Raw genomic sequence first — 23,777 nt, 5'->3', positions numbered from 1 at the left:
ACACACGGAGTGCCCCGGATGAAACTGGATATCTACCAAGTCGACGCCTTCAGCCAGCACGTCTTCGGCGGCAACCCGGCGGCCGTCTGCCCGCTCACCGAATGGCTGCCCGATGAGCAACTGCACAACATCGCCGCCGAAAACAACCTGTCCGAGACGGCGTTCTTCGTGCCCCGTGGCGAGTTCTACGAGTTGCGCTGGCTGACCCCGGAAGTCGAAGTCGACCTCTGCGGTCATGCCACGTTGGCGGCGGCGTGGGTGCTGATCCATCAATTGGGGAATGCGCCTGACGTGCTGCGCTTTGCCACCCGCAGCGGCGAGCTTCGGGTTACGCGCAATGGCGACGAACTGGTGATGGACTTCCCGGCCAAGCAGCCGCAGCGCTGCGAACCGCCCAGCGGGATGTTGAGTGCATTGGGGATCGAGAACGCGCACGTATTCGGCACCGATGACTACCTCGTCGTGGTCGACGATGAGGCCCAGGTCGCCGCGCTCACACCAGACTTCGCACGCCTCAAGGGCCTGCCCAAACGCGGCATCGCGGTGACGGCCCGAAGCACCCGGTTTGACTTTGTCTCGCGCTGGTTCGGCCCGAACGTGGGCATCAATGAAGACCCGGTTACCGGCTCCACGCACACCTCGCTGGCGCCACTCTGGGCCGAGCGCCTGGGTAAACAGCAACTCACCGCCGAACAGGGGGGCAAGCGTCGCGGCCAATTGCGTTGCGAGCTCAAGGGCGACCGAGTGATTATTTCCGGCAAGGCCGCGCTGTATATGCAGGGCACTCTTTACCTGTAGAAAAGCACGGGGCATGGCGCAAGCCGGCATTGCTTGAGGGCTTGCGCCTCGTTTACCTCACGGCCTGCGGCGTCCTGATGCGCTGGCTGGCCAAATCAAGGGTCAGATCGTGTCGGGGCAAACGGCTCAACGTATCGTTGAGGTTCATCTTCAAGGGTTTATCCGGATTCACGCCGTACTCCAGATCGACGTTGACGTGTTTTTGCGTGTGGCTGAGCGCAGCGCTGCTGGAAAAGCTGAGGTTCGTCATCGCCGGTAGCGACATGCTATGGGACTGGGTGGCGGTGTAGCTCATGCTCATACTTTTTACGCGTAGGTTGTTGCGGTCATTGAGTGCGTGCTTGATCAACGCCTCGGTGCCTTTACCCGCAAGGTGGCTGTGCTCGATCGCGCGCAGCACCTGCGGCTTCAACTCCATGCCAAGTCGCACTGAAGTGCCCTCCCCATGCTGCAGCTGATCGAGCACCTGGGCAAAGTGCGGGTCGTCCCTGGCCCACTGTTCGATGGCCGCTTTGTTGGCCGGCGCGACATCATCCAACCAGGCATGCTGCCCGTTGTCCCGCAAGCCCACACGTGTGACGGAAGACTCCACCGATGCCAGCTGGCGCAGCCCGCTTTTCATCAGGTCCCGTTGGGTCAATAACTTATCCAACGACTGGCCAATCGCGTGGTAGGCGTCCGCCTTGGTCGCCAGGGGCGGATGAGTCGCCAGAAACCCCTGCAAGCTGGCCAACTGTTCATCCGTCGTGGCCCCCGGCCGTTCCGTAGCGGCCAAGTCCTGTCTGAATTGCGGCGAATACCGCGAAAGGCTGCGTCGCAGGTCATTGATCTGCGATTGAGTCACCGCGTGTGGCGGCTTGAAAGAGAAACTGAATGCCTGTGATTGGCTCCGATCAAATTTCACCATGACCGATATTTCCGGCAATGCAAAAACGGCAGCAGCTGGCCCGCCAGTTTCAACCCTGCCCAACGCCAGCGCATTCAAAGGCGCAACGTTGGCACCCACGCCACCCTGCCTCAGCCATTGTGCGCTGCGTCCCTCGGCGTGACTGGTGCCCGCCGCCGTGCGCATCGTGGACTGACTCTTGTCCGCATGCGCAAGATTGAGGTTCGCCAGCCCGCCGATACCTGCGCGTATCACTGAGTCCAGCTCGGCAATATTCTCCTGGGGGTTGTAGAGCACACGCAACTGCGCGAGTCCATCCAGGTTAACGTCACCACTCAGCTTGGAGCTGTGCCCGGCAGCGTGCTGCTCTCCCAGCGCCAGCAAATCTTGGAGACCACCCGATGGGTGGGTGAGGATCGACATCAACTTGCCGAAGTCCGCCTCCCTCACGTCAAAACTGATGCTCGAACCGGTGTTTTTCGCAACCGCTGCCGTCAATTCCCCCGCGACTCTCAAACCCGGTCCGTACGCTTGGGTGCCCCGCCCCACCGTCACCCCTGAAGCCACCGAAGCGGCCAACCGCCGTGTGTCGTCCATCGAGATCTCGACCCTGGTGCCTTTATCCGTGCGACTGATGCTGACGCCGTTGGTATGGGACTTGGAGGCGCCCAGGAAAAATTCCACGGGGGCGACGGGTTTTATCCCCGTCACCATCAAGCCCAGGCTTTTGCCCTGGGTGCGGCTGGAGCCAAGGGTTTGACCACTCTCCAGTCGTTGCACTTGCTGCGTCAGTGCGTCCTTGAGGGAAGCATCGACGGGCAATCCGAGCAGCGTCGAGAGGTGCCAATGCAAGGCGGATCCCGGTGTACCCAGGTCCTTGGCCAATAATTTGAAGTTGTCGTAGAGGGTCTCTGCCTGCGCGTAACTGACGACGTTCTGACGTGGCAATTGATGCAACGGGCTCTGGTCAAAATCCTTGATGACCGCGCTCACAGAGCCTTCTATGCGCTTCAGGGCGCTTGGGCTGTATCCGGAAACGCTGTCGAGTTCCTCCGCCAGATCAGTCAGTTTCCTCAGCGTGTTGGCGTGATGAATCAGGTCGCCTTCGACGAGGGCGCCAGGGTGAGTGAGGTCTCGCTTACGCTCCGGTTTCCACTGGGGCAACGTCAAGTCTTGCCCCTCGAGATTGGCCAGTAGCGCAGCGGTGGTTTTTTCCGATGAGGGTGAGACCCGTATGAACGCCTGATGCAGTTGATGCAGCGTCGATTCCGGGTTGACCACTGTCCGGCTCAGTGTGGGCCGCGAGTCAAACGCCAGCCCATGCACATCGCCTAAAAGGCGTGCGCTGGCCTGGCTGCTCGCTTCGACACGGGCCAACGCCTGGCTGATCTGGTTGGCCAACGCCTGGCGCGGGCCGGGTACGCTGAGCGCGACGAGGCGCGCGCTCAGGTCAGCCGCAACCGGCTTGCTCTTCGACAGGGGCTTGAGCCGCTCGTGCAGTTGCTTATCGTCAGCGTAGACGGCCTCCAGCCCGCGACGGCCGCTGATACGGTGCTGAATATCCTTGCCTGTGTGGCTGAGGGACTCCAAAGGGTGAAAGTGCGCCTTGATCCCTTGAAAAAAACTGCGCTTGTGCGAAATCCCCTCACGGGTTTGCCCCATCACATAACTGCTGGCCGTCAATGCCCCGCCTGGAAACTGCGCGCGCATTTGAGCACTCGCCAATGTATCGCCCAGCAACGGTACCGCTGTCACCGGTAGCAACGGCCCCCCCTTCATTGACTCTGGGCCCGAGCGATCCAATCGATGGAACTGCTTATCCCAGCCGGCAACCAAGTGCTTGTCAGCCCCCATCCGCAAGGACTCCAAGGGGCGCCCCTCGGGCAGCTCAACCCTGGTCCAGCGATGCGCCCCCCTGGCGCTGCCTTGCCAAACCTCGCGATCAACCCTGAACAACTCGTCAGCCTGGCTGTGCGCGTAGAGATGCCCTTCGTGATCCAGCGCCAGTGCTTTTATCGCAAGCGGCGGTGACAGCCGTAATGGGGTGACGACACCCTCCTGATGAACCTGGAGTTCGTTGTCTTGATTGGCCGTTACGAAATGACGGCCATCAGCGACTGCAAAGTGGGCGATGGGGCTCTGACTTTTTCCAGCGAGTACCTCATCAAGTGACACGTGAGGACGGGGCTTGGGAAGAGCGGCCAAGTCGTGGCTGGCGCCCTCGAAAACCGGATCACGCACTTTCTGGATCGCCACCGCTTTCAGTTGCCCCTCTTGCAGCACATAGGCACGTCCATCCAGGCCACGCTCCAGACGCTCGACGCCCGGCTGCCGGGCGTTATCCCATTGCTGTGCACCCGCGTTCCAGCTCAACAGCCGGCCTGAATCAAGTGCGACCTTGCCCCGCAGCCCGAGATCGATCGAGGCCGCGAGTGCCTGCTGGCTGGGCAAGGGCAGACCTTTCTCGATGCCCTTGACCAACACGTCACTGAGGTTCCAGTGCGGGCGCAATGCGCTTGATTCATTCAAGGGCGAACTATGCAGTTGCTCGCGGGCATCGCGAACCTGGGCGTTGAGTTGCCCTGCATCATCATGAAAGAAACCTTCGACTCTGACACTGCCCTTCAGCGCCTGCTCCAGTGCTTCGACCGATTGACGCGCCATCGGCAGCACGCCGCCCCTGGCCTGACGCATATCTGCGCGCAGCAGTTCGCCGTCAGTCGTCGCGCCATACAGGGTACTACCGGCCAGCCCGATTCGCGCGAGCGGCACAGGCACGCCGGCCTCATCGAACGGACGCACAGCCGGCGCGCCGGTGCCCTGAATGTGCAGGGCAGAGACGCCCTGGACCTGGCTCAATATCACCGAACCCTGGCGCTGCGCACTGCTGTCCAGTGAGCCCTGAGGTGTCTTCAGCAACTGCCCTTCCCAGGTCAAACCAATGCGGCTGTATGCACGTGCATCGGCGTCGGGCAGCCAGGACAGCGTGATCGGTTCAAAGCGATAAAGACGCTCGTTATCCAGGCGAAACTGCTTGCCCTCGACAGTCGTGTGGATCCCGCTGACGCTTGCCAGGTGCGCGCGGCCGGGGTTACTCAAGGACGCTACCGAGCCTGCACCGCCGGCCGGATCGGCGAGACTGCTCTTGAATACCGCCGCGACAGCCAGCGTGGACTGAATATGAAACAGGTACTGTCGCTCATCTTTGAAACGCACCGTATTGCCGCGCTCAGCAGAGTAGCCATCGGCGGTATAGCGTTTGCCTGGCGCGTTGAGATGACGGGCGACATCGCGGCCTGTGGCTGTACTGTCAGCCTGGAGTTGCCCGCCTTTGATGCTGACGTCGAACACCATCGAGGCCGGATTCAGCGTTTGATAATGAACCCCCTGCATTTCCGGCAGTGAGGTCGGGCTCGGGCCTGGCGGCGCTTCTCCAATCGACCTTACTGAGCGCTCGACAACGCTCTGGTGCAGCCTGAGCAGACCGTCTAACCCACGATGCATAACGAGCGCCTCAAGCGGATGAGTGAAAACTACCTAGTGAACACCTTCAACCATTGGTTCCAACGACAGCAGCACCCTCCTGAGGAACACATTCAACTTTCGTGCAGGCCGAGATAAAGACATCCGGTGACACACCGGCAACGAGCGGGCTCTTCAGAATTTTCAGTCAATCCAGCACGCCTCCAACTCACCGCTGCGGTAAAGTCCCCCCACAGGAAAACCAGATCATTCTCAAAATGAACGGAGTTCAGCGCGTGTTTTTGATTTCCCGCCGTCAACTGTCAGTGATTGCCGCCGCTCTCGTCCTGGCGGCCTGTCACACCCCCGTCAGCGAGCAACCGCCGGCACCGGAGTTGGGCTCGGGCTACCGCACCGACCTCACCCCCCAACACGCCGAACGCCATATGGCGGCAGCCGCCAACCCGCTGGCGGCGCAAGCCGGGCGGGAGATGTTGCGCCAGGGTGGTTCGGCCATCGATGCGGCCATTGCGATGCAGGCAGTGCTGACGCTGGTGGAGCCGCAGTCCTCGGGTATTGGCGGCGGGGCGTTCATCATGGTGTGGGACGGAGATAAGGTGCACGCGTATGACGGTCGTGAAACGGCACCGGCCGGGGCGACCGAGCGGCTGTTCCTGAAAGCGGACGGTACGCCGATGACCTTCACCGCGGCGCAAATCGGCGGGCGCTCGGTGGGCACGCCGGGGGTACTGCGGGCACTGGAGATGGCGCACAAAAAGACCGGGCACCTGCCGTGGGCCAAGCTGTTCGAGCCGGCGATCCGCTTGTCGGAACAGGGCTTCGCGATTTCCCCGCGCTTGCACGCGTTGATCGCGGCCGACCGTCATATCCCCCGGTCGCCGGAAATGGCCGCGTACTTTCTGAATGCCGATGGCACGCCCAAGGCCACCGGTACGCTGTTGAAAAACCCGGCGCTGGCCAACGTCTTCAAGCGCATCGCCAAGGAGGGCCCGGACGCGCTGTACCACGGGCCGATTGCCGATGAGATCGCGCGCAAGGTCCAGGGCAATCGCAATGCCGGCAGCCTGTCGGTGGCAGACCTTGAGGGCTATACCGCCAAGGAGCGCACGCCCCTGTGCAGCGACTACAAACAGTGGACCGTGTGTGGCATGCCACCACCGTCATCGGGCGGGATCGCCATCGCGCAAATCCTCGGTACATTGCAGGCACTTGAAGCCCGCGATCCGGGCCTGGCCATCGCACCCATGACGCCGGTGAAAAGCACCTCGCCCGCAGGCCTCGAGCCAACGCCCGAAGCCGTGCACCTGATTGCCGAGGCGGGTCGCCTGGCCTTCGCAGACCGTGGTTTGTACGTCGCCGACGCCGACTTTGTACCGGTGCCGGTGGCCGGTCTTGTCGCACCGGACTACCTGGCCAAACGCGCAGCATTGATCGGCGAACGCAGCATGGGCATCGCCAAACCCGGCACGCCTGCCGGCATCCAGGTCGCCTACGCGCCGGACCGCTCGCCGCTGCGCATCTCCACGTCGCAAGTGGTGGCGGTGGATGACCTGGGTGGCGCCGTGTCGATGACGACCACCGTCGAGGCGGCGTTCGGTTCCCATCTGATGGTCCAGGGCTTTTTGCTCAACAACCAGATGACCGATTTCTCGTTTATCCCCGAAGAACACGGCCAGCCGGTGGCCAACCGTGTCGAGCCGGGCAAACGCCCACGCTCGGCCATGGCCCCGACGCTGGTATTTGATCGCAGGAGCGGCGAGTTGCTGGCCGCCGTCGGCTCGCCCGGCGGCTCACAGATCATTGAGTATGTGAGTAAATCCCTGGTGGCGATGCTCGACTGGAAACTTGACCCGCAGGCGGCCATCAGCCTGCCGAATTTCGGCAGTCGCAATGGCGCCACCGAACTCGAACAAGGACTGTTCAGCCCGGCGTTGAAACAAGCGCTGAAGGACAAGGGCCATGCATTGAGCGAGATCGACATGACCAGCGGCATCCAGGCCATCGTCCGCACGCGCGACGCCCAGGGTAAGGTATCGCTGAGCGGCGGCGCCGACCCTCGGCGCGAAGGCGAAGCGGTCGGCGACTGATTTATTGAGCGGAGAACAGCCCTTGCAACAGGCAAACAATCTCGGCGCCATTGCCGGCGTCGACCACGGTTTCTGTGCGATCAATGACCCGGGGCGCCCGGACGAGGTGTTCATCTGCAAGCAGGTGCACAGCGCCTCGGTGATTGAGTGGCAGCCGGGCCAGGTGGCCAATACCATCGAGGCTGACGCTGTGTTTACCCACACGCACCAGCCCATCGCGGTGATCACCGCCGACTGCCTGCCCATTCTGTTCGCCTCCAAAGACGCTCAGCAGGTAGCGGCAGTGCATGGCGGCTGGAAGGGCCTGCAACGCGGGATTATCGCCAACGCGGTGCAGCGCTTTGCCGCCGCGGGGATCGCGGCGGATCAACTGCAGGTGGCAATCGGGCCGTCGATCAAACCGTGTTGTTATGAGGTGAGCGAAGGGTTTATCGCCCAGCTCCAGGCGGAGCAACGGCACCTGTGGCAGCACCGCCAGGCACCGTGGAGCAGTGTGCAACCGGCACCGCGGCAGACACCCGAAATTGCCCCGCCCGCCGCAAGGCAAGGCGACAGCGCGTGGTTTGACTTGAGCAGGTATGCGCTGATGTTGCTGCAGGCGGCGGGGGTCAAGCGCGAGCAGATCGAGGTCAGCGAGGTGTGCACTTACTGCACGTCGCCGACGTTTGCCAGCTACCGCAGAAGGACACATCATCCGGAGGAGGCGAAGACCTTGATCTATTCGTGGATCGCGCGCCGCCCCTGACCACCTGATAGCCCGCGGCGCTCAACGATTGATCTTCAGCCCCTTGCGCGCTGCATGCCGCTCCAGCGCCAGCTCGATCAACCGGCTCACCAACTCGCTGTAGCTCATCCCCGCCGCCTGCCACAGCTTGGGGTACATGCTGATGCGGGTGAAGCCCGGCAGCGAGTTGATTTCGTTGATCAGCACCTCACCGTCTTCAGTGAGGAACACGTCGACGCGGGCCAACCCGGCACACCCCAACACTTCGAAGGCGTCGATGGCCAGGCGGCGGATACGCTCGCTGGCGTCGTGGCTGATCTCCGCCGGCACCACCACTTGGGCGGCCTGGGCGTCGATGTATTTGCTGTCGTAGGAATAGAAACCGTTGCTCACCACAATCTCGCCGCAGCCGCTGGCGATGGGGTTGTCGTTGCCGAGCACGGCGCATTCGATCTCGCGCCCCTGGATGGCCGACTCCACCAGGACTTTCTCGTCAAACCCCAACGCCAACTCGACGGCGGCGTGGTACTCGGCTTCATTGCCGACCTTGCTCACGCCCACCGAGGAACCCTGGTTGGCAGGCTTGACGAACATCGGCAGGCCGAGCTTGCGCACGGCGGCATCAAATGCGGTGTGCGCGGCGTTGCGACGGGTCAGGGTAATGAACGGGGTGACGGCAATGCCGGCATCGCGCAGCAGGCGCTTGCTGATGTCCTTGTCCATGCACACCGCCGAGCCGAGCACGTCGGACCCAACAAAAGGCAGGTCGGCCATGCGCAGCAAGCCTTGCAGGCAACCGTCTTCGCCGAGGGTGCCGTGGACGATGGGGAAGATCACATCAATGTGTTCGAGCAGGCCGCTGCCGGAGGTTTCCACCACTTGCTGGCTGGCCTTGCCGGGCACCACCGCCAGTTCGCGGTTGGACTGGTTGAGCGCGATGAGGGCGGGGTTTTCCTGGTTGATCAGGAAGTTCGAGGTGTCGTTGAGGTGCCAGTGGCCGGCCTTGTCGATGCCGATCAGGACCGGCTCGAAACGCGTGCGGTCGAGCGCATCGACGATGTTGCGCGCCGACTGCAACGAGACCTCGTGCTCGGCCGAACGCCCCCCGAAAATAATACCTACGCGCACCTTGCTCATGAACCGGCCTCACTGTTGAAAGTAAGGCTTCTTACCACGGGCGGTCAGCGATTCGCTACCAGATGTGCACCGAACAACACGTAGCAACCGCCGGCAAAACGATCCAGCCATTTGCGCGAACGGCTGTAGAGGTTGGCCATGCGCTCGCTGGAAAACACCAGGGCCACGCTGCTATACCAGCTGAATGACAACGTGGCCATGGTAATCACCGCCAGGGTCAACAGCATCGGCGAGGGCGAAGGCGGCATGGTCGACGCAAAGATGGTGGCGACGAACAGCGCGGCCTTGGGGTTGGACAGGTTGCCCAGCAGGCCCAGGCGCCAGGCGGAAAACAGCGAGCGCCGGGGTTCGTCTGCCAGCAGGTTGTGGCCCATGGCCGGTGCCGAGCGCTTGAACAGCTTCAGCCCCAGGTAGATCAGGTAGCAGCCGCCGATGATCTTGAACGCCAGGTACAGCATCGGCGCAGCGGTGAACAATGACTTGATGCCCAGGCCACCCGCCAGGCCCCACATGATCGTGCCGGTGGCCACGCCCGCCGATGCCACCACGCCATGACGACGCGAACAGCTGGCGGCCAACTGTGCGGTGTTGAAGAAGTTGGGGCCGGGCGTCACCACCGCCACGGTCCACAGTAGGGCCAGCGAGACCAGCGGCGCCACATAGGCGGGGTCGAAAAAATCCATCGGGGCAGCTCCATCAGTGCAAGGCACGAGCCAGGATCATAGGCCTCGCCCGGCACCTGCACAATCGTACAAGACCCCGGCAGACAAGGAATGCAGACTGGGTTAACGTGTTTCCATCCCTTTTTTGTGACAAGCCATCATGGGCAAACCGACTCCTATCCTCGACTGGCTGCACCGCGCGCCGCACGCCAGCGGCCTGGACCGTATCGAGGCGTACTTTGCCGGCTTCGCCTTCGACCCGCATCGCCATGACACCTATGCCATCGGACGCACGCTGTTCGGTGTGCAGAGCTTTCACTACCGCGGCGGCATGACCCACAGCATGCCCGGCACAACCATGGTGATTCACCCCGATGAAACCCACGACGGGCGCGCCGGCAGCGAGGAAGGCTTCAAGTATCGGATGATCTATGTGGAACCGGCGCTGATCCAGCAGATCATCGGCGGCAAGCCGTTGCCGTTCATTCCTGGCGGATTGTCCAGCGACCCATGGCTGCACCGTGCCAGTGAAGTGCTGCTGCAAAGCCTGGACTGCCCGATCGACCCGCTGCAGGAACAGGACGCGATGTTCGACCTGGCGCAGGCCCTGAGCAATGCCTCAGGCGCGATTGCCAGTCGCAAGACGTTCGATTACGTGGCCGCCGAGCGCGCGCGGGAGTTTATCCACAGCGCGCTGGGCCGCAGCATCACCCTGGATGAAATCGCCGAGCACGCCGGTCGCGACCGCTGGGCGTTATCGCGGGATTTTCGCCTGTTGTTCGCCACCAGCCCGTATCGCTACCTGACCATGCGCCGCCTGGATCTGGTGCGCAGCCTGTTGGCCCAGGGCCAGTCATTGGTGGACGCGGCGTTGACCGCCGGGTTCACCGACCAGAGCCATATGACCCGACAATTTCGCAGCACCTACGGCATGCCGCCCTCGCGCTGGGTGAAGATGCTCGGGCGCTGAGGCCTGACCTGGAATACATCCGCGCCTACCGTTGAACTACGTGGTTTCCAGCAACGCGTCCGGCTTCGATGCGCGCGCTCTGAGCCCCAGTGCCAGCAGCGCCCCGGCCAAGGCAATCGCTGCACTCCAGCCCATCGCCGCTTCGATCCCCGCCGCCTGGCTCGACCCGGCATTTGCCACCGACACCAGCACCGCCAGGCCCAGCGCCCCACCGATCTGCTGGCTGGTAGACGCCATTCCCGCCGCCACGCCTTGCTCGCCTGGCCGGATGCCCAGCCCCGCAGCGACCCACATCGCGGTCCAGGTCATGCCCTGGCCGATGCTCAGGATGAAAATCCCCGGCAGCAGCGACCAGAACCCCACCCCTGTCGGCAACGCCCAGCACACCAGCGCAATCCCCACGGCACCGGCCAGCTGCCCGCAGACCAACGTGTTGCGTAACCCCAACCGGGCGAGCGAACGCTCCGCCAGCCAGATCCCGAACGTGCACACCAGGGTCGCGGGTAAAAACGCCAACCCTGCCTGCAGCACGCTGTAGCCGTAGACCTGCTGGTAATAAAGCGCGAGAAAGTAGTACTGCACGCCAAAGCTGCTCATGAACACCGCCGTCAGCACCATCGCCATGCGCAACTCGCGGTAGGCAAACAAACGCAGCGGCATCAGTGGGTCGCGGCCGCGATGTTCGATCCAGGCGAACAGGCCGAGCAGCGCCAACGCCAAGCCCAGGCAACCCAGTGTGGACGGCGCCGTCCAGCCCCATTCAGGCCCCTGCACCAGCGAAAACACCAGCAAGGTGCCGCCAACGGTCACGGTCAACGCGCCGCTCACATCAAAGTTGCGTCCGCGCGCACGCTCGCCATCGGCGGGGATCCAGTAGCGCGCCGCCCAGGCGCAACCGCCCGCCAGCGGCACGTTGACTAAAAACACCGCCTCCCACCCCCAGGCCTGGGTCAGCACGCCCCCCAGCAGCGCGCCGAGCGCCAGGCCTGCCGCCGACGCCGCGCTCCACACGGCAAACGCGCGGTTGCGCGCCGGCCCCTCGGCGTAGTGGGTGTTGATCAGCGCCAAGGTCGCCGGGAACAACAACGCCCCGCCCACCCCCTGCACGGCCCGCGCCAGCACCAGCAACACGGCGCTGCCACCGAGCACCGCAGCCAAGGAGGCCAGCGCATACAACGACTGGCCGACCCGATACAGACGGCGCTTGCCAAGCAAATCCGTGGCGCGCCCGCCGAGTAGCAGGAAACCGCCAAACGCCACGCTGTAGGCACTCACCACCCACTGCAATTGCGCGGCGGAGAAGTTCAGATGCGCGCCAATCTGCGGCAGCGCCACGAACACGATGGTCGCATCCAGCGCAATAATCAGTTGCGCCGTGGCCAGCAGCATCAGCATCCAGCCTGAGGGTCGAGAGGGAGACATCACAGCGTCCTGTCCGAAAATGAGAAGCCGCCAGTGTCTTTTATGCGAAACAGATGATAAATAGCGCAATCACTCTTTCAGTAATGACTTTAATCATGGATCTGAACGCTGTTCGTCTGTTGGTCCGCGTGGCCGAAACCCGCAGTTTCACACGCGCGGCCGCAGACCTGGGGCTGACCCAGTCGGGCCTGTCTCGCGCCATTTCGCGCCTCGAACAGGAACTGGGCGTACGCCTGCTGCAACGCAACACCCGCAGCGTCAGCCTGACGCCCGACGGGCAGATGCTCTACGAGCGCAGCGCGCCGCTGTTGGCGGAATTGGCCGAGGCCGAAAAGCTGATGCTCGACCGCCGCAGCACCCCTTCCGGCCTGTTGAAGATCAGCACGCCCTCGCTGTTCGGGCGCAAGGTGGTCATGCCGGTGATCGGCGAACTGACCTTGCGTTACCCCGCGTTGCGCATCGAAGCAGTGATGACCGACCGCCTGGTGGACATCGTCGATGAAGGCTTCGACGCCCTCCTGCGCACCGGCGAGATCCACGACCAACGCCTGATCGCCCGCCCGCTGGCGCCGTTGCGCTGGATCACGGTCGCCTCGCCGGCTTACCTGGCGCGCTTCGGTACACCGCAGAGCGTCGACGAACTCAAGGACCACAACTGCCTGACCGTGCGCAATCTGCGCAACGGGCGCATGGTCGATTGGCAGTTCATGCTCGATGGCAAGGTGCAGGACGTGAGTGTCGAAGGGCGGCTGATCTTTGATATCGGTGATGCACTGGTCGACGGCGCCGTCGGTGGCTTCGGCATCGCCCAGGTCATGGACTTTGCCGTGCGCGACGACTTGGCCGCCGGGCGCCTGGTGCCGCTGCTGGAAAACTTCGCGGGCCGCCGCCGGGCGATCTCGCTGGTTTACCCGCCGTCCCGACAGTACTCGCCAAAACTGATGGCGTTTGCCGAAGCCCTCGGCCAGGCGCAATGGTAACCCTGCAGGCGCGGGCACGCCGGCGCCTGCGGGGGCTGTCTCAAGGCAAGGTTTTACCGTCAATCGGCGCGCCGATGGTGAGGAAATGCCCGCCCGCCACATGGTGCAAGGTGCGCAGCGGATCATGCCCTTCGAAGTGCCAGCGGCCGTCGCTGAACACGCGCTCGTCGGCATAAGCCGCCACCACTTCACCCAGGAACAGGTCGTAGCCCTGCTGGTTGTGCGGTTCGGGCAGCAGGCGGCATTCCAGCCAGGCCACGCAGCCTTCCAGCAATGGCGCTTCTGTGTGTTCACCGCTGAAGGTGTGCAGGCCGTAGGCGGCAAATTTGTCCGTCTCAGAGCCGGTGGTGTTGCCGACGGTCTGGACCAGATCGACCTGGGCCACGCAAGGCACCTGCAGCACGAAAGTGCCGGCGCTTTCCAGCAGTTGACGGGTCCAGGTGGCTTTGTCCAATACAACCGCGACTTTCGGCGGCTCGAAATCCAGCGGCATCGCCCAGGCGGCGGCCATGATGTTGCGCTGGCCGTTGTGGGCCGCGCTGACCAGCACGGTAGGCCCATGGTTGAGCAGGCGGTAGGCCTTGGACAGCGGAACGGAGCGGCGGTGAGTAGGGCTCATGGAGGATCGGCTCTTCAAGCGGAAAAAACCTACGATACCTCAAGCACAAGCCCCACGGCTCAGCTCGACAACTGGTTTGCGAATTGTCCCACTGCACTGACCACTTTTTGCGCACCGTCCTGGATTTCGACGATGACCGTGCCCGCCTCCGCCGCGAGGGCCAGGCCCTGCTCGGCTTGCAGACGGCCATCAGTCATCAGGGTTACCGCATCGCGGGCCATGTCCTGGTTCTGGCGCACCACGCCGACAATCTCCTCGGTGGCTTTGCTGGTACGTGACGCCAGCTGGCGCACCTCATCGGCCACCACCGCGAAACCACGCCCTTGTTCACCGGCACGCGCTGCTTCAATGGCGGCGTTCAGCGCCAGCAAGTTGGTCTGCTCGGCGATGCCGCTGATGGTCTTGACGATGGTGCCGATCACTTGGGACTGGGCGTTGAGCGCCTCGATGCCCTCGCCGGCCTGTTGCATGTGCTTGGCCAGATCGCGCATCACATCCACCGCCTGGGTCACCACCGTGGTACCGCGCTGGGCACTGCTGTCGGTGTGCAACGACGTGCTGTAGGCAATGTTCGCAGCTTCAGCGACGGCCTGCTCCTGATTGACCTGGTCGGTGATCACCGTGGCGAACTTGACCACTTTGTACAGCCGGTCGTTGGCATCCAGCACCGGGTTGTAGGTGGCCTCCAGCCAAACGGTGCGGCCATGGCTGTCCACACGTTTGAAGCGCGCCGCGACGAACTCGCCGGCGTTCAAGCGCTTCCAGAAGTGTTGGTATTCGGCGCTGTTGTACTCTTCCGGCGCGCAGAACATACGGTGATGTTTGCCCTGGATCTGCGCGAGGCTGTAACCCATGCCGCCGAGAAAACGATCGTTGGCAGTGAGCACGTGCCCGCCCAGGTCGAACTCGATTACGGCGGTGGACCGCACCAACGCGGTGATCAGGTTTTCATGCTCGCGAGAGGCCTCGATCGTGCGGGTGAGGTCGCTGGAGTAGATCGAAAAATGCTTGATGCGCCCTTCCGAACTGCGCACCGGCTGCAAGATCGAGCGCAGCCACGCCTCCTGGCCATTGCCGCGCATCAGGCGCACGGTGCCGGCGAAATGCTCACCGCGCACCAGGGCGTTCTTGAAGCGGCGATGGAATTCATCATTGCGCACATGATCGGGCACCAGGTCTTCGATCGGGCGACCGAGAATGTTGCTCGACGCGTACACCAGTTCCTGCAGGAAGTTGGCGTTGGCCCACTCCACCCGGCCTTCGGCGTCCAGCGTCAGGCACAGCATTTCGCTTTCCAGGCTCTCCTTGACCTGTTGCAAGCTGGACAATTCTTCGCGAAGAGCCGACAGCTCCTGCTTCAAACGGGTGTTGAACATGGGGCACCGATGGTCATTTGGGGAGAGTGATCTGACCTGCATCGGCGCTGCCGGCGTTTTCTGAAGCGCTTTTTTGCGTGGGCCCCACTGTTTTTTTGGATCCATCAGCTGCCGTTATTTCGGCACACACCCATCACTTGATATTCCAGGGTATTGAGATTGCCGCGGGAGTCTTCATAGGTCATGCGCGAGGGCACGGGATTGCACGCGCGGATCGGCGGCGTCACGTTGATCACCTTGGCAATGTCCAGTTTCATGCCGTAGCGATACGCCTGCACCTCGGGCGCCGGCTTGCCGTTTTTCACCGCGTAGTCGGCCATGGCTTTTTCATTGCGCTCCATCATCAACGCAAAAGTGCGATCACCGCCGCCTTCGGCCAATGCGCCCAATGACAGGCTTGCGGTAAATACACCCAGGGCGATTGCATAAAAGTTCATCACAGGTTCCTCGACTGAAAGTTCAGTGCCGAGACTAACCAGCGAACCCTGACGCGATGTTCACCAGAACATTACTTATTTGTTAGGTGGCCACCAGTTTCCAGAATTGTAATGTTGCCGCCACCCAGTCGTTATCCACGGTTTGCAACTATCAGCCCGGGCCAGATCAATAAGAACGCCCGCCTCCATAAGAAGCTGATCACTGCCAATACCGAGGAGCGAAACATGCGGATCCGTTATTACACCCTTCCCCTGTCACTGGTCGCCACGTTGCCGCTGGCCGCCGTGGCAGTAGAAGAAAAACCCGAAGGGTTTATCGAAGGCAGCAGCGTGAACGTGCTGGCGCGCAATTTCTATTTCAATCGCGATGACCGCAAGGGCCAGTCCAGCCCCACCGGCAACGGTTACTCCGAAGCCTGGGCCCAGGGGTTCATCGGTAAATTCGAATCCGGGTTCACCCAAGGCACGGTGGGGTTTGGCCTGGATGCGTTTGCCATGGTCGGCCTGAAGCTCGACTCGGGCACCGGCCGCAGCGGTGGCAAAGGCTCGTTCGGCGTGCTGCCGGTGGACAGCGACAACCATCCCGAAGACAGCTACAGCAAGGTCGGCGGCGCGGCGAAATTGCGCGTGCTGGACACGGTAATCAAGGCCGGCGACGTATTCCCGCTGAACCCGGTGGTGGCCTATGGCGATTCACGCCTGCTGCCGGAAAGCTTTCGTGGCGTGACCGTGCAAAACACCAGCCTGGAAGGCCTGAGCCTGCAGGGCGGGCGTTTGAGCGGCATGAGCCAGCCCAGCGAAAGCGGCATGGATAAAGGCTTTGCGACGTTTTACGCAGGCAAGGTCGACTCGCCCTGGATCAGCTATTTCGGCGGCGACTACAGCCTCAACCAGCACCTCAGCTTCAGCCTCTACAGCAGCCGCCTGAAAGACGCCTGGGACCAGTATTACGCGGGCAGCGCCGCCAGCTACCCACTGACCGACGACGTCTCGCTGTTCGGCGACGTCAACCTTTACAAGGCGGTGGATGAAGGCAAAAAGCTGCTCGGCGAATTCGACAACACCATCTGGAGCGCCAGGCTCGGCGTCAAGGTCGGCGCCCACAGCCTGGCCCTGTCGCACCAGCGCAACAACGGTGATGACGACTTCGATTACCTGCGCCAGTCGGATTCGATCTTCCTCAACAACTCGATCCAGTACAGCGACTTCAACTCCCCCAAGGAGCGCTCGTGGATGCTGCGCTACGACCTGGACATGCAGCCCTTCGGCATTCCCGGCCTGTCGTTCATGACCCGCTACGGCAAGGGCACCGGCGCCGACTACAGCGACGCCAACGCGGTGTATATGCGCCGCGACGCGGCCGGCAATCCACTCACCGACCAACGTCGCTGGGAGCGGGATGTCGAGGCCAAGTACGTGGTGCAAAGTGGCACGCTGAAGGACTTGTCGCTGCGCCTGCGCCAGGCCACGGTGCGCTCCAGTGCGTTCGAATCCGACCTGGAGGAAGTTCGCCTGATTGCCGAATACCCGCTGGTGGCGCTGTGAGTCGTTACAGTCGTTCGCGGTTAACTAACATCTGTTCACAAATAGCCAGGTATCAGAACTGTAATATTGGGCCCACCTTCCCGTTAAGTTGAACTTTTTATAGTGGACTCAACGCGTCATACACCGAGCACATTCATCTCTGAAGCTTTTGTGTAGCTCCTTTGGAAAGAGATGGATTTTTAACGCCCCGGTCGGGGCGTTTTTTTTGCGCACGCCCTTATGCGGCCGATGGTCGCAGTTGACCCTGAAGCGACTTCACGGTTGAGAATTTTCCCCTACCCCGAACACGTCATTCCATAAGGACATGGACCTCCCCTCTCGTAAAAAAAGGTAAACCCCCCATGCGTATCCTTGTGGTTGAGGACGAGCAGAAAACCGCTGACTACTTGCAACAAGGCCTGACCGAAAGTGGCTATGTCGTCGATTGCGCCGCCAGCGGCATCGATGGCCTGCACCTGGCCAGGCAGCACACTTATGAACTGGTGATCCTCGACGTGAACCTGCCCAACACCGACGGTTGGGAGGTGCTGGAACAGCTGCGCCGCGACGGCAATCAACGCGTGATGATGCTGACGGCACGCGGCCGGCTGGCCGACAAGATCAAGGGCCTGGACATGGGCGCCGATGATTACCTGGTCAAGCCCTTCGAGTTTCCCGAACTGCTGGCCCGTGTGCGCACGTTGCTGCGGCGCAGCGAGCACATCCCGCTGCCGGACGTGTTGCGTGTCGCGGACCTGGAGCTGGACCCGCGCCGCCATCGCGCCTATCGCGGCAACCGGCGGATCGACCTGACCACCAAGGAGTTCGCCTTGCTGCACGTGTTGATGCGCCAGGCCGGCGAAGTGATGACTCGCACGCAGATCATCTCCCTGGTGTGGGACATGAACTTCGACTGCGACACCAACGTAGTGGAAGTCTCCATCAGTCGCCTGCGCGGCAAGGTCGATGACCAGAGCGAGGTCAAACTGATCCACACCATTCGCGGCGTCGGCTACGTGCTGGAGGCACGCCCATGAGGACCAGCAGCCTGTCGATGCGCCTGGGCCTGACGGTCAGCCTGATGGGCGCCGGCCTGGTCGTGCTGTTGGCGACCCTGGCTTACCTGGCGCTGACCCACGAGCTGGACAAGCTCGCGCGCAAGGGCCTGGAAAACAAACTGGAGCAACTGGAACACAGCCTCGGCCAGGACCTCAAGCCGCACGATATTGCCGCCCGCCCCCATTCGCTGCTCGACCTGGTGATGGGCCACGACAACATCTACCTGACCATTATCGGCGGCGCCCCCGATGCACCGGTGCTGCTCAGCGTCGGTGCCAAGCCCCAGCAACCGCTGTTGCTCGACGTGCCCGCCGGCAAGACCCTGGCCTACCTCAATTGGGTAGATGGGCGCGGCAATCGCATCCTCAGTGCCACGCGGCTGATGCCGTTGCGCAGCGGCGAAAATGTGCGCGTGCTGCTGTCGCTGGACCGCTCCGATGATGAGGCCCTGCTCAGTGCCTACCTGCGCTCCACGGTGATCGCGCTGCCGATGCTGCTGCTCCTGATCGGCATGGGCGCCTGGTGGCTGGTGCAACGTGGGCTCGCGCCGCTGCAGCAGTTCAGCCGCGTGGCAGCCAAGGTCAGTACCCAGGACCTGACGCACCGTTTGTCGCTGGACAACCTGCCCAAGGAGTTGGGCGAGCTGGCCGAAGGCATCAACTTCATGCTGCATCGCCTCGACGCCGGTGTGCAGCAGCTGTCGCAATTCTCCGATGACCTCGCCCACGAACTGCGCGCGCCACTGACCAACCTCATGGGCAAGGCCCAGGTGACCCTGTCCCGCGAGCGTCCCGGCGAGGCCTACAAGGCCGGGCTGGAATCCTGCGCCGAGGAAATGGAACGCCTGTCGCGCATCGTCTCCGACATGCTGTTTCTCGCCCAGGTCAGCCACCCCGCTGCACGGGCGGGTTTCGACGCGGTGTCGCTGGGTGCCGAAGCGCAGCGGGTCATGGCGCTGTTCGCCCTGAGCGCCGAAGACAAACGCGTGACCCTGAGCCTGCGCGGCGACGCCTGGATCAAGGGCGATCGCCTGATGATCCAGCGGGCGATTTCCAACCTGCTGTCCAACGCGATTCGCCACACGCCCGAGGGCTCCACGGTGTTGCTGCTGGTGGAAAGCTACGATCACAGCGTCTCGCTGTCGGTGGGCAACCCCGGCCGTGGCATCGAAGCTCACCACCTGCCACACCTGTTCGAACGCTTTTACCGCGCCGACAGCAGCCGTACCCGCGCCGAGGGCGGCACCGGGCTGGGGCTGGCCATCGTGCAGTCGATCATGCGCCTGCATCAGGGGCACGCCGACGTCAGCAGCCAGCCCGGGCGCTTTACGCGCTTCGACCTGGTGTTTCCTCTTCCTTGCGATGCGCCCACTGGTACAGCGCCGGCAGCACCAGCAAGGTCAGTAGCGTAGAAGAGATAATCCCGCCGATCACCACCGTCGCCAACGGGCGCTGCACTTCGGCGCCGGTGCCGGTGGCCAGGGCCATGGGGATGAACCCGAGGGAGGCCACCAGCGCAGTCATCAACACCGGGCGCAAACGGGTCAACGCGCCTTCGTGGATCGCCACCGACAACGAACGCCCCTCCTCGCGCAGGTTACGGATGAAGGCAATCATCACCAACCCGTTGAGCACCGCCACGCCGGACAAGGCAATAAAGCCCACCCCCGCCGAGATCGACAGCGGAATATCCCGCAGCCACAGCGCCATGATCCCACCGGTCAAGGCGAACGGAATCCCGGTGAACACCAGCAGCCCGTCCTTGAGGTTGTTGAACATCATGAACAGCAACCCGAACACCAGCAGCAGGGCGACCGGCACCACGATGCGCAAGCGCTCGGAGGCTTCCTTCAACTGCTCGAACTGGCCACCCCAGGTGGTCCAGTAACCCGCCGGCACTTTCACCTGCGCGCTGATCGCCGTTTCGGCCTCTGCCACGAACGAGCCAATATCACGCCCACGCACGTTGGCGCTGACGATCACCAGGCGCTTGCCATTTTCGCGGCTGATCTGGTTCGGGCCGAGGACCAGGTCCAGGCTGGCAACCTGGGACAAGGCGATAAACCCCAACTGCCCGGCCGCGTTACCCGCCAGCGCCGGCACCGGAATCAACAGCCGCGACAGGCCGTCGATATCGGTGCGCAGTGCGTCGGACAAACGCACGACCATGTCAAAACGTCGGTCACCTTCGTACAACGTACCGGCCTGGCGCCCTCCCACGGCAACCGCAATGGTGTCCTGCACGTCGCCGACATTCAGGCCAAAGCGCGCGGCCTTGTCACGGTCGATATTGATGGTCAGCACCGGCAGGCCGGAGGTCTGTTCCACCTTCACCTCCGAGGCGCCCTCGAGCTTTTGCAGGGTCTCGGCGATTTCCCCGGCCGTCGCGTTCAGCACCGCCATGTCATCGCCGAAGACTTTCACCGCCACGTCGCTGCGCACCCCGGATATCAGCTCGTTGAAACGCAGCTGGATCGGTTGCGACAGTTCATACGCACTGCCCGGCACAATCGCACTGGCGCGCTGGATATCGGCGATCAGGGTTTCGCGGGACTTGTTCGGGTCCGGCCATTGGTCCTTCGGCTTGAGCATCACATAGCTGTCGGAAATGTTCGGCGGCATCGGGTCCGAAGCAATTTCGGCGGTGCCGGTACGCGCAAATACCCGCAGGATTTCCGGCACCTGGGCCATCAGGGTTTTTTCCAGTTGCTGCTGCATCTGCACCGATTGCGTCAGGCTGGTGCCGGGCACGCGCAAGGCCTGCTGGGCAAAGTCGCCTTCGCTGAGGCTGGGGATAAATTCGCTGCCCATGCGGCTGGCTACCCAGCCCGAGGCGAGGATAGTCAACACGGCCAGGCCGAACACCAGCGGACGACGCCCCATCACCCAATCCAGGACTGGCGCATACGCCCGGCGCGCGGTGCGCATCACCAGGTTTTCTTCCTCCTTGACCTTGCCGGTGACGAACAGGGCAATCGCAGCCGGCACAAAGGTCACCGACAGCATCATCGCACCCAGCAAGGCAATCACCACGGTGAAGGCCATGGGGTGGAACATCTTCCCGGCCACGCCGGTGAGGGCGAAGATCGGCAGGTACACGACCATGATGATCAGTTGCCCGAAGATCAACGCGCGGCGGGCTTCCTTGGCAGCGGCAAACACTTCATGCAGGCGCTCGCTGCGGGTCAGCAGGCGGCCGTGACGCTGCTGCGCATGGGCCAGGCGGCGGATGGCGTTTTCGACGATCACCACCGCGCCATCGACAATAATGCCGAAGTCCAGCGCACCGAGACTCATCAGGTTGGCGCTGACCCGGTTGGTGAACATCCCGGTAAAGGTGAACAGCATCGCCAAAGGAATCACCATCGCGGTGATCAGCGCCGCACGGATATTGCCCAGAAACAGGAACAACACCGCCACCACCAGCAGCGCACCTTCGAAGAGGTTTTTCTTGACGGTGGCGATGGCTTTTTCGACCAGGTTGGTGCGGTCATACACGGTGACGGCCACCACCCCTGCGGGCAGCGAGCGATTGATGCTCTCGAGTTTTTTCGCCACCGCCTGGGACACGCTGCGACTGTTTTCGCCGATCAACATGAACACCGTGCCCAGCACCACTTCACGGCCGTTTTCGGTGGCCGCGCCGGTGCGCAATTCACGGCCGATCTCGACCTGGGCGACATTGCGTACGCGGATTGGCGTGCCCTCCACGCTCGTGATGACGATATTGGCGATGTCGTCGATGGACGCCACTTGTCCCGGCGCCCGGATCAACAACTGCTCGCCGCTGCGCTCGATATAACCGGCGCCGACGTTGGCATTGTTGCGTTCAAGCGCCGTGACCAGGTCGCTCAAGGTCAGGTTGTAGGCCGCCAGGCGCTTGGGGTCGGGGGCGATCTGGTATTCCTTGGCAAAGCCGCCGATGGTGTTGATCTCGGCCACACCGGGCACGTTGCGCAGTTGCGGCTTGATGATCCAGTCCTGGATCACCCGCAGGTCCGTCGGCGTGTACGGCGTGCCGTCTTCCTTGAGTGCGCCGTCTTCGGCCTCGACGGTCCACAGGAAAATTTCGCCGAGGCCGGTGGAAATCGGCCCCATCGCGGTCTCGATGCCGGCCGGCAATTGTTCGCGGGCGGTTTGCAGGCGCTCATTGACCAACTGGCGGGCGAAGAACAGGTCGGTGCCGTCCTTGAAAATCACCGTCACCTGCGACAGGCCCGAGCGCGACAGCGAACGGGTCTGCTGCATGCCGGGCAACCCGGCCATGGCGGTCTCGATGGGAAAGGTGATGCGCTGCTCGGTTTCCAGCGGCGAAAACCCCGCCGCCGCCGAGTTGATCTGCACCTGCACGTTGGTGATGTCGGGCACCGCGTCGATCGGCAGTTTCTGATAGCTGGCGATGCCGACACCGGCCATCAACAGCACTGCCAGCAGCACGATGATGCGCTGCTCGATGGCGAATTGGATAAGGCGCTCAAACATGAGAAATCACTCGCGGGATCAATGGGCGTGCTCGGCCGAGCCCTTGCCCAGTTCGGACTTGAGGATGAAGCTGCCAACCGTGGCCACTTGCGCCCCGGCATCGAGGCCTTGGCGCACTTCGACGTAGCCGTTTTCACTCAGGCCGAGTTCGAGATGGCGCGTGATAAAACCGTCCGGGGTACGCACGAATACCGACGGTTTGTCCTCGACGGTCTGGATCGCCGTTTGCGGCACCGTGACCTTGGCCTGGTAGGTGTCGGTGACCAGTTGTACCGTCACGAACAACCCAGGACGCCAGGCGTCGTCGGGGTTGGGCACCGTCACACGTACGGTGGCGGTGCGCGTCTGCTCGCCGAGTAAATTGCCGACATAAGCCACGCTGCCGAGTACCTCGGTGCCCATTTCGGTGGAGCTGACTTTCACCGGTTTGCCGAGCCGGACCTTGTTCAGATCCTTGGGAAACACGCCGAAGGTAACCCACACCTGGGACAGGTCCGAGAGGGTGAACGCGTTGCTGGTTTCGCTGACTACCTCGCCGACACCCAGGTGTTTTTCCACCACCACACCGGCGAAAGGCGCCCGCAATTCATAGCGGTTGCCGCCCACCAGCACGGCGCTGCCGCTGAGGGCCGTCATCTTCTGGCGGGCATTGTTCAGGGCGATTTCGGCCTCTTGCAGGGTCTGGCGCGCCAGCAGGTAGTCCTGCTCGGCGGAAATCTTGTCCTGCCACAATTGCCGCTCGCGCTGGAAGGTCGTGCGCGCCAGTTCGACCCGCCGCTCACTGGCGGCCAGCTCACTGCGCTGATCGGAAATCTGCTGGCTGGCGATCACCGCCAGCAGCTCGCCTTTCTTCACCGATTGCCCGAGATTGACCCGCACCGACTCCACTACCCCGGCCGCACGCGGCACGATATGCGAGGTGCGGTCCTCATCGAAACGCACCTCTCCCGGCAGCGTCAGCAAGGTGCTGATCTGTCGGGGCTGGGCCTGGGCGAGCTGTATGCCGGCAGCTTCGATTTGCTGCTCGGTGAGTTCAAGTTTGCCTTCCTCTTCCTCGGCGCCGGCCACGCCAGACAGCATCAGGCCCAGGGCGACGGCAAGCGCCACGCCGTGTCGTTTGTTCATAAGCCAC

16 protein-coding genes and 2 pseudogenes are annotated in these 23,777 nt (G+C 62.8%); 8 read left to right on the top strand and 10 right to left on the bottom strand.

Annotated elements, in window-relative coordinates:
* Positions 1 to 18: 18 nt before the first annotated feature.
* Positions 19 to 798 carry a PhzF family phenazine biosynthesis protein gene (locus BBG20_RS03960; RefSeq protein WP_065900450.1) on the top strand — a complete coding sequence of 260 codons (780 nt, stop codon included), beginning with the start codon at positions 19 to 21 and terminating at the stop codon, positions 796 to 798.
* Positions 799 to 850: 52 nt separating this feature from the next.
* Here BBG20_RS03960 and BBG20_RS03955 read toward each other — a convergent pair whose 3' ends face one another.
* Complete coding sequence (locus BBG20_RS03955) at positions 851 to 5,188, bottom strand: AvrE-family type 3 secretion system effector (RefSeq protein ID WP_065900448.1); 4,338 nt, start codon at positions 5,186 to 5,188, stop codon at positions 851 to 853.
* A 236-nt stretch (positions 5,189 to 5,424) separates the two neighbouring features.
* Here BBG20_RS03955 and ggt point away from each other — a divergent pair, with 236 nt between their 5' ends.
* Together ggt and pgeF are read left to right on the top strand one after the other, a co-directional pair.
* Complete coding sequence (ggt, locus tag BBG20_RS03950; protein WP_065900446.1) at positions 5,425 to 7,254, top strand: gamma-glutamyltransferase; 1,830 nt, start codon at positions 5,425 to 5,427, stop codon at positions 7,252 to 7,254.
* A 22-nt stretch (positions 7,255 to 7,276) separates the two neighbouring features.
* Entirely contained in the window at positions 7,277 to 7,999 is a 723-nt protein-coding gene (gene pgeF / locus BBG20_RS03945; RefSeq protein WP_065900445.1) for a peptidoglycan editing factor PgeF, read from the top strand.
* Between the two features lie 21 nt (positions 8,000 to 8,020).
* Here the strand turns inward: pgeF and ddlA are convergent, their stop codons facing one another.
* Together ddlA and BBG20_RS03935 are read right to left on the bottom strand one after the other, a co-directional pair.
* Positions 8,021 to 9,115 carry a D-alanine--D-alanine ligase gene (ddlA, locus tag BBG20_RS03940; protein ID WP_065900443.1) on the bottom strand — a complete coding sequence of 365 codons (1,095 nt, stop codon included), beginning with the start codon at positions 9,113 to 9,115 and terminating at the stop codon, positions 8,021 to 8,023.
* A 44-nt stretch (positions 9,116 to 9,159) separates the two neighbouring features.
* Positions 9,160 to 9,798: a LysE family transporter gene (locus BBG20_RS03935; protein WP_065900441.1), complete on the bottom strand. Its 639-nt coding sequence runs from the start codon at positions 9,796 to 9,798 to the stop codon at positions 9,160 to 9,162.
* A gap of 139 nt (positions 9,799 to 9,937) precedes the next feature.
* Here BBG20_RS03935 and BBG20_RS03930 point away from each other — a divergent pair, with 139 nt between their 5' ends.
* The gene (locus BBG20_RS03930) at positions 9,938 to 10,747 is read left to right on the top strand and encodes an AraC family transcriptional regulator (RefSeq protein ID WP_065900440.1); all 810 of its coding nucleotides are present in this window, start codon (positions 9,938 to 9,940) and stop codon (positions 10,745 to 10,747) included.
* Between the two features lie 36 nt (positions 10,748 to 10,783).
* On the opposite strand, the gene BBG20_RS03925 is transcribed toward BBG20_RS03930, so the two are convergent.
* On the bottom strand, positions 10,784 to 12,142 hold the full coding sequence (locus BBG20_RS03925) for an MFS transporter (RefSeq protein ID WP_107338956.1): 1,359 nt from the start codon (positions 12,140 to 12,142) through the stop codon (positions 10,784 to 10,786).
* Between the two features lie 122 nt (positions 12,143 to 12,264).
* Here BBG20_RS03925 and BBG20_RS03920 point away from each other — a divergent pair, with 122 nt between their 5' ends.
* Positions 12,265 to 13,149, top strand: a complete 885-nt coding sequence (locus BBG20_RS03920; RefSeq protein WP_065900436.1) for a LysR family transcriptional regulator — start codon at positions 12,265 to 12,267, stop codon at positions 13,147 to 13,149.
* Between the two features lie 40 nt (positions 13,150 to 13,189).
* Here BBG20_RS03920 and BBG20_RS03915 read toward each other — a convergent pair whose 3' ends face one another.
* The 4 genes and pseudogenes from BBG20_RS03915 to BBG20_RS03905 all read right to left on the bottom strand — a co-directional run bounded on the left by BBG20_RS03915 (position 13,190) and on the right by BBG20_RS03905 (position 15,581).
* On the bottom strand, positions 13,190 to 13,768 hold the full coding sequence (locus BBG20_RS03915; RefSeq protein ID WP_065900434.1) for a flavin reductase family protein: 579 nt from the start codon (positions 13,766 to 13,768) through the stop codon (positions 13,190 to 13,192).
* A gap of 59 nt (positions 13,769 to 13,827) precedes the next feature.
* A pseudogene (locus BBG20_RS33445) lies at positions 13,828 to 14,256 on the bottom strand (methyl-accepting chemotaxis protein); the annotation flags it as partial.
* Positions 14,257 to 14,367: 111 nt separating this feature from the next.
* Positions 14,368 to 15,054: pseudogene (locus BBG20_RS33440) on the bottom strand (PAS domain-containing protein); the annotation flags it as partial.
* A 194-nt stretch (positions 15,055 to 15,248) separates the two neighbouring features.
* Positions 15,249 to 15,581, bottom strand: a complete 333-nt coding sequence (locus tag BBG20_RS03905) for a DUF2790 domain-containing protein (protein WP_065900430.1) — start codon at positions 15,579 to 15,581, stop codon at positions 15,249 to 15,251.
* A gap of 225 nt (positions 15,582 to 15,806) precedes the next feature.
* Between BBG20_RS03905 and BBG20_RS03900 the strand changes: the two genes are divergently transcribed.
* From BBG20_RS03900 to BBG20_RS03890, 3 genes are all read left to right on the top strand, one after another.
* Entirely contained in the window at positions 15,807 to 17,126 is a 1,320-nt protein-coding gene (locus tag BBG20_RS03900; RefSeq protein WP_065900893.1) for an OprD family porin, read from the top strand.
* 341 nt (positions 17,127 to 17,467) lie between these two features.
* Positions 17,468 to 18,142, top strand: a complete 675-nt coding sequence (locus BBG20_RS03895) for a heavy metal response regulator transcription factor (protein WP_065900428.1) — start codon at positions 17,468 to 17,470, stop codon at positions 18,140 to 18,142.
* A complete protein-coding gene (locus BBG20_RS03890) occupies positions 18,139 to 19,575 on the top strand; it encodes a heavy metal sensor histidine kinase (RefSeq protein ID WP_065900426.1) in 1,437 nt (478 codons plus the stop codon). Before BBG20_RS03895 ends, BBG20_RS03890 begins: the two co-directional genes overlap by 4 nt.
* Here the strand turns inward: BBG20_RS03890 and BBG20_RS03885 are convergent.
* Together BBG20_RS03885 and BBG20_RS03880 are read right to left on the bottom strand one after the other, a co-directional pair.
* Complete coding sequence (locus BBG20_RS03885) at positions 19,490 to 22,645, bottom strand: CusA/CzcA family heavy metal efflux RND transporter (RefSeq protein ID WP_065900425.1); 3,156 nt, start codon at positions 22,643 to 22,645, stop codon at positions 19,490 to 19,492. The two genes, BBG20_RS03890 and BBG20_RS03885, sit on opposite strands and share 86 nt — an antisense overlap.
* 18 nt (positions 22,646 to 22,663) lie before the next feature.
* Positions 22,664 to 23,770: an efflux RND transporter periplasmic adaptor subunit gene (locus BBG20_RS03880; RefSeq protein ID WP_065900424.1), complete on the bottom strand. Its 1,107-nt coding sequence runs from the start codon at positions 23,768 to 23,770 to the stop codon at positions 22,664 to 22,666.
* Positions 23,771 to 23,777 lie beyond the last annotated feature (7 nt).

The organism is Pseudomonas aylmerensis (assembly GCF_001702265.1).
GTDB lineage: Bacteria > Pseudomonadota > Gammaproteobacteria > Pseudomonadales > Pseudomonadaceae > Aquipseudomonas > Aquipseudomonas aylmerensis.
Note: the sequence above shows the minus strand (reverse complement) of the source record. Positions and strands in the feature narration are given on the sequence as shown.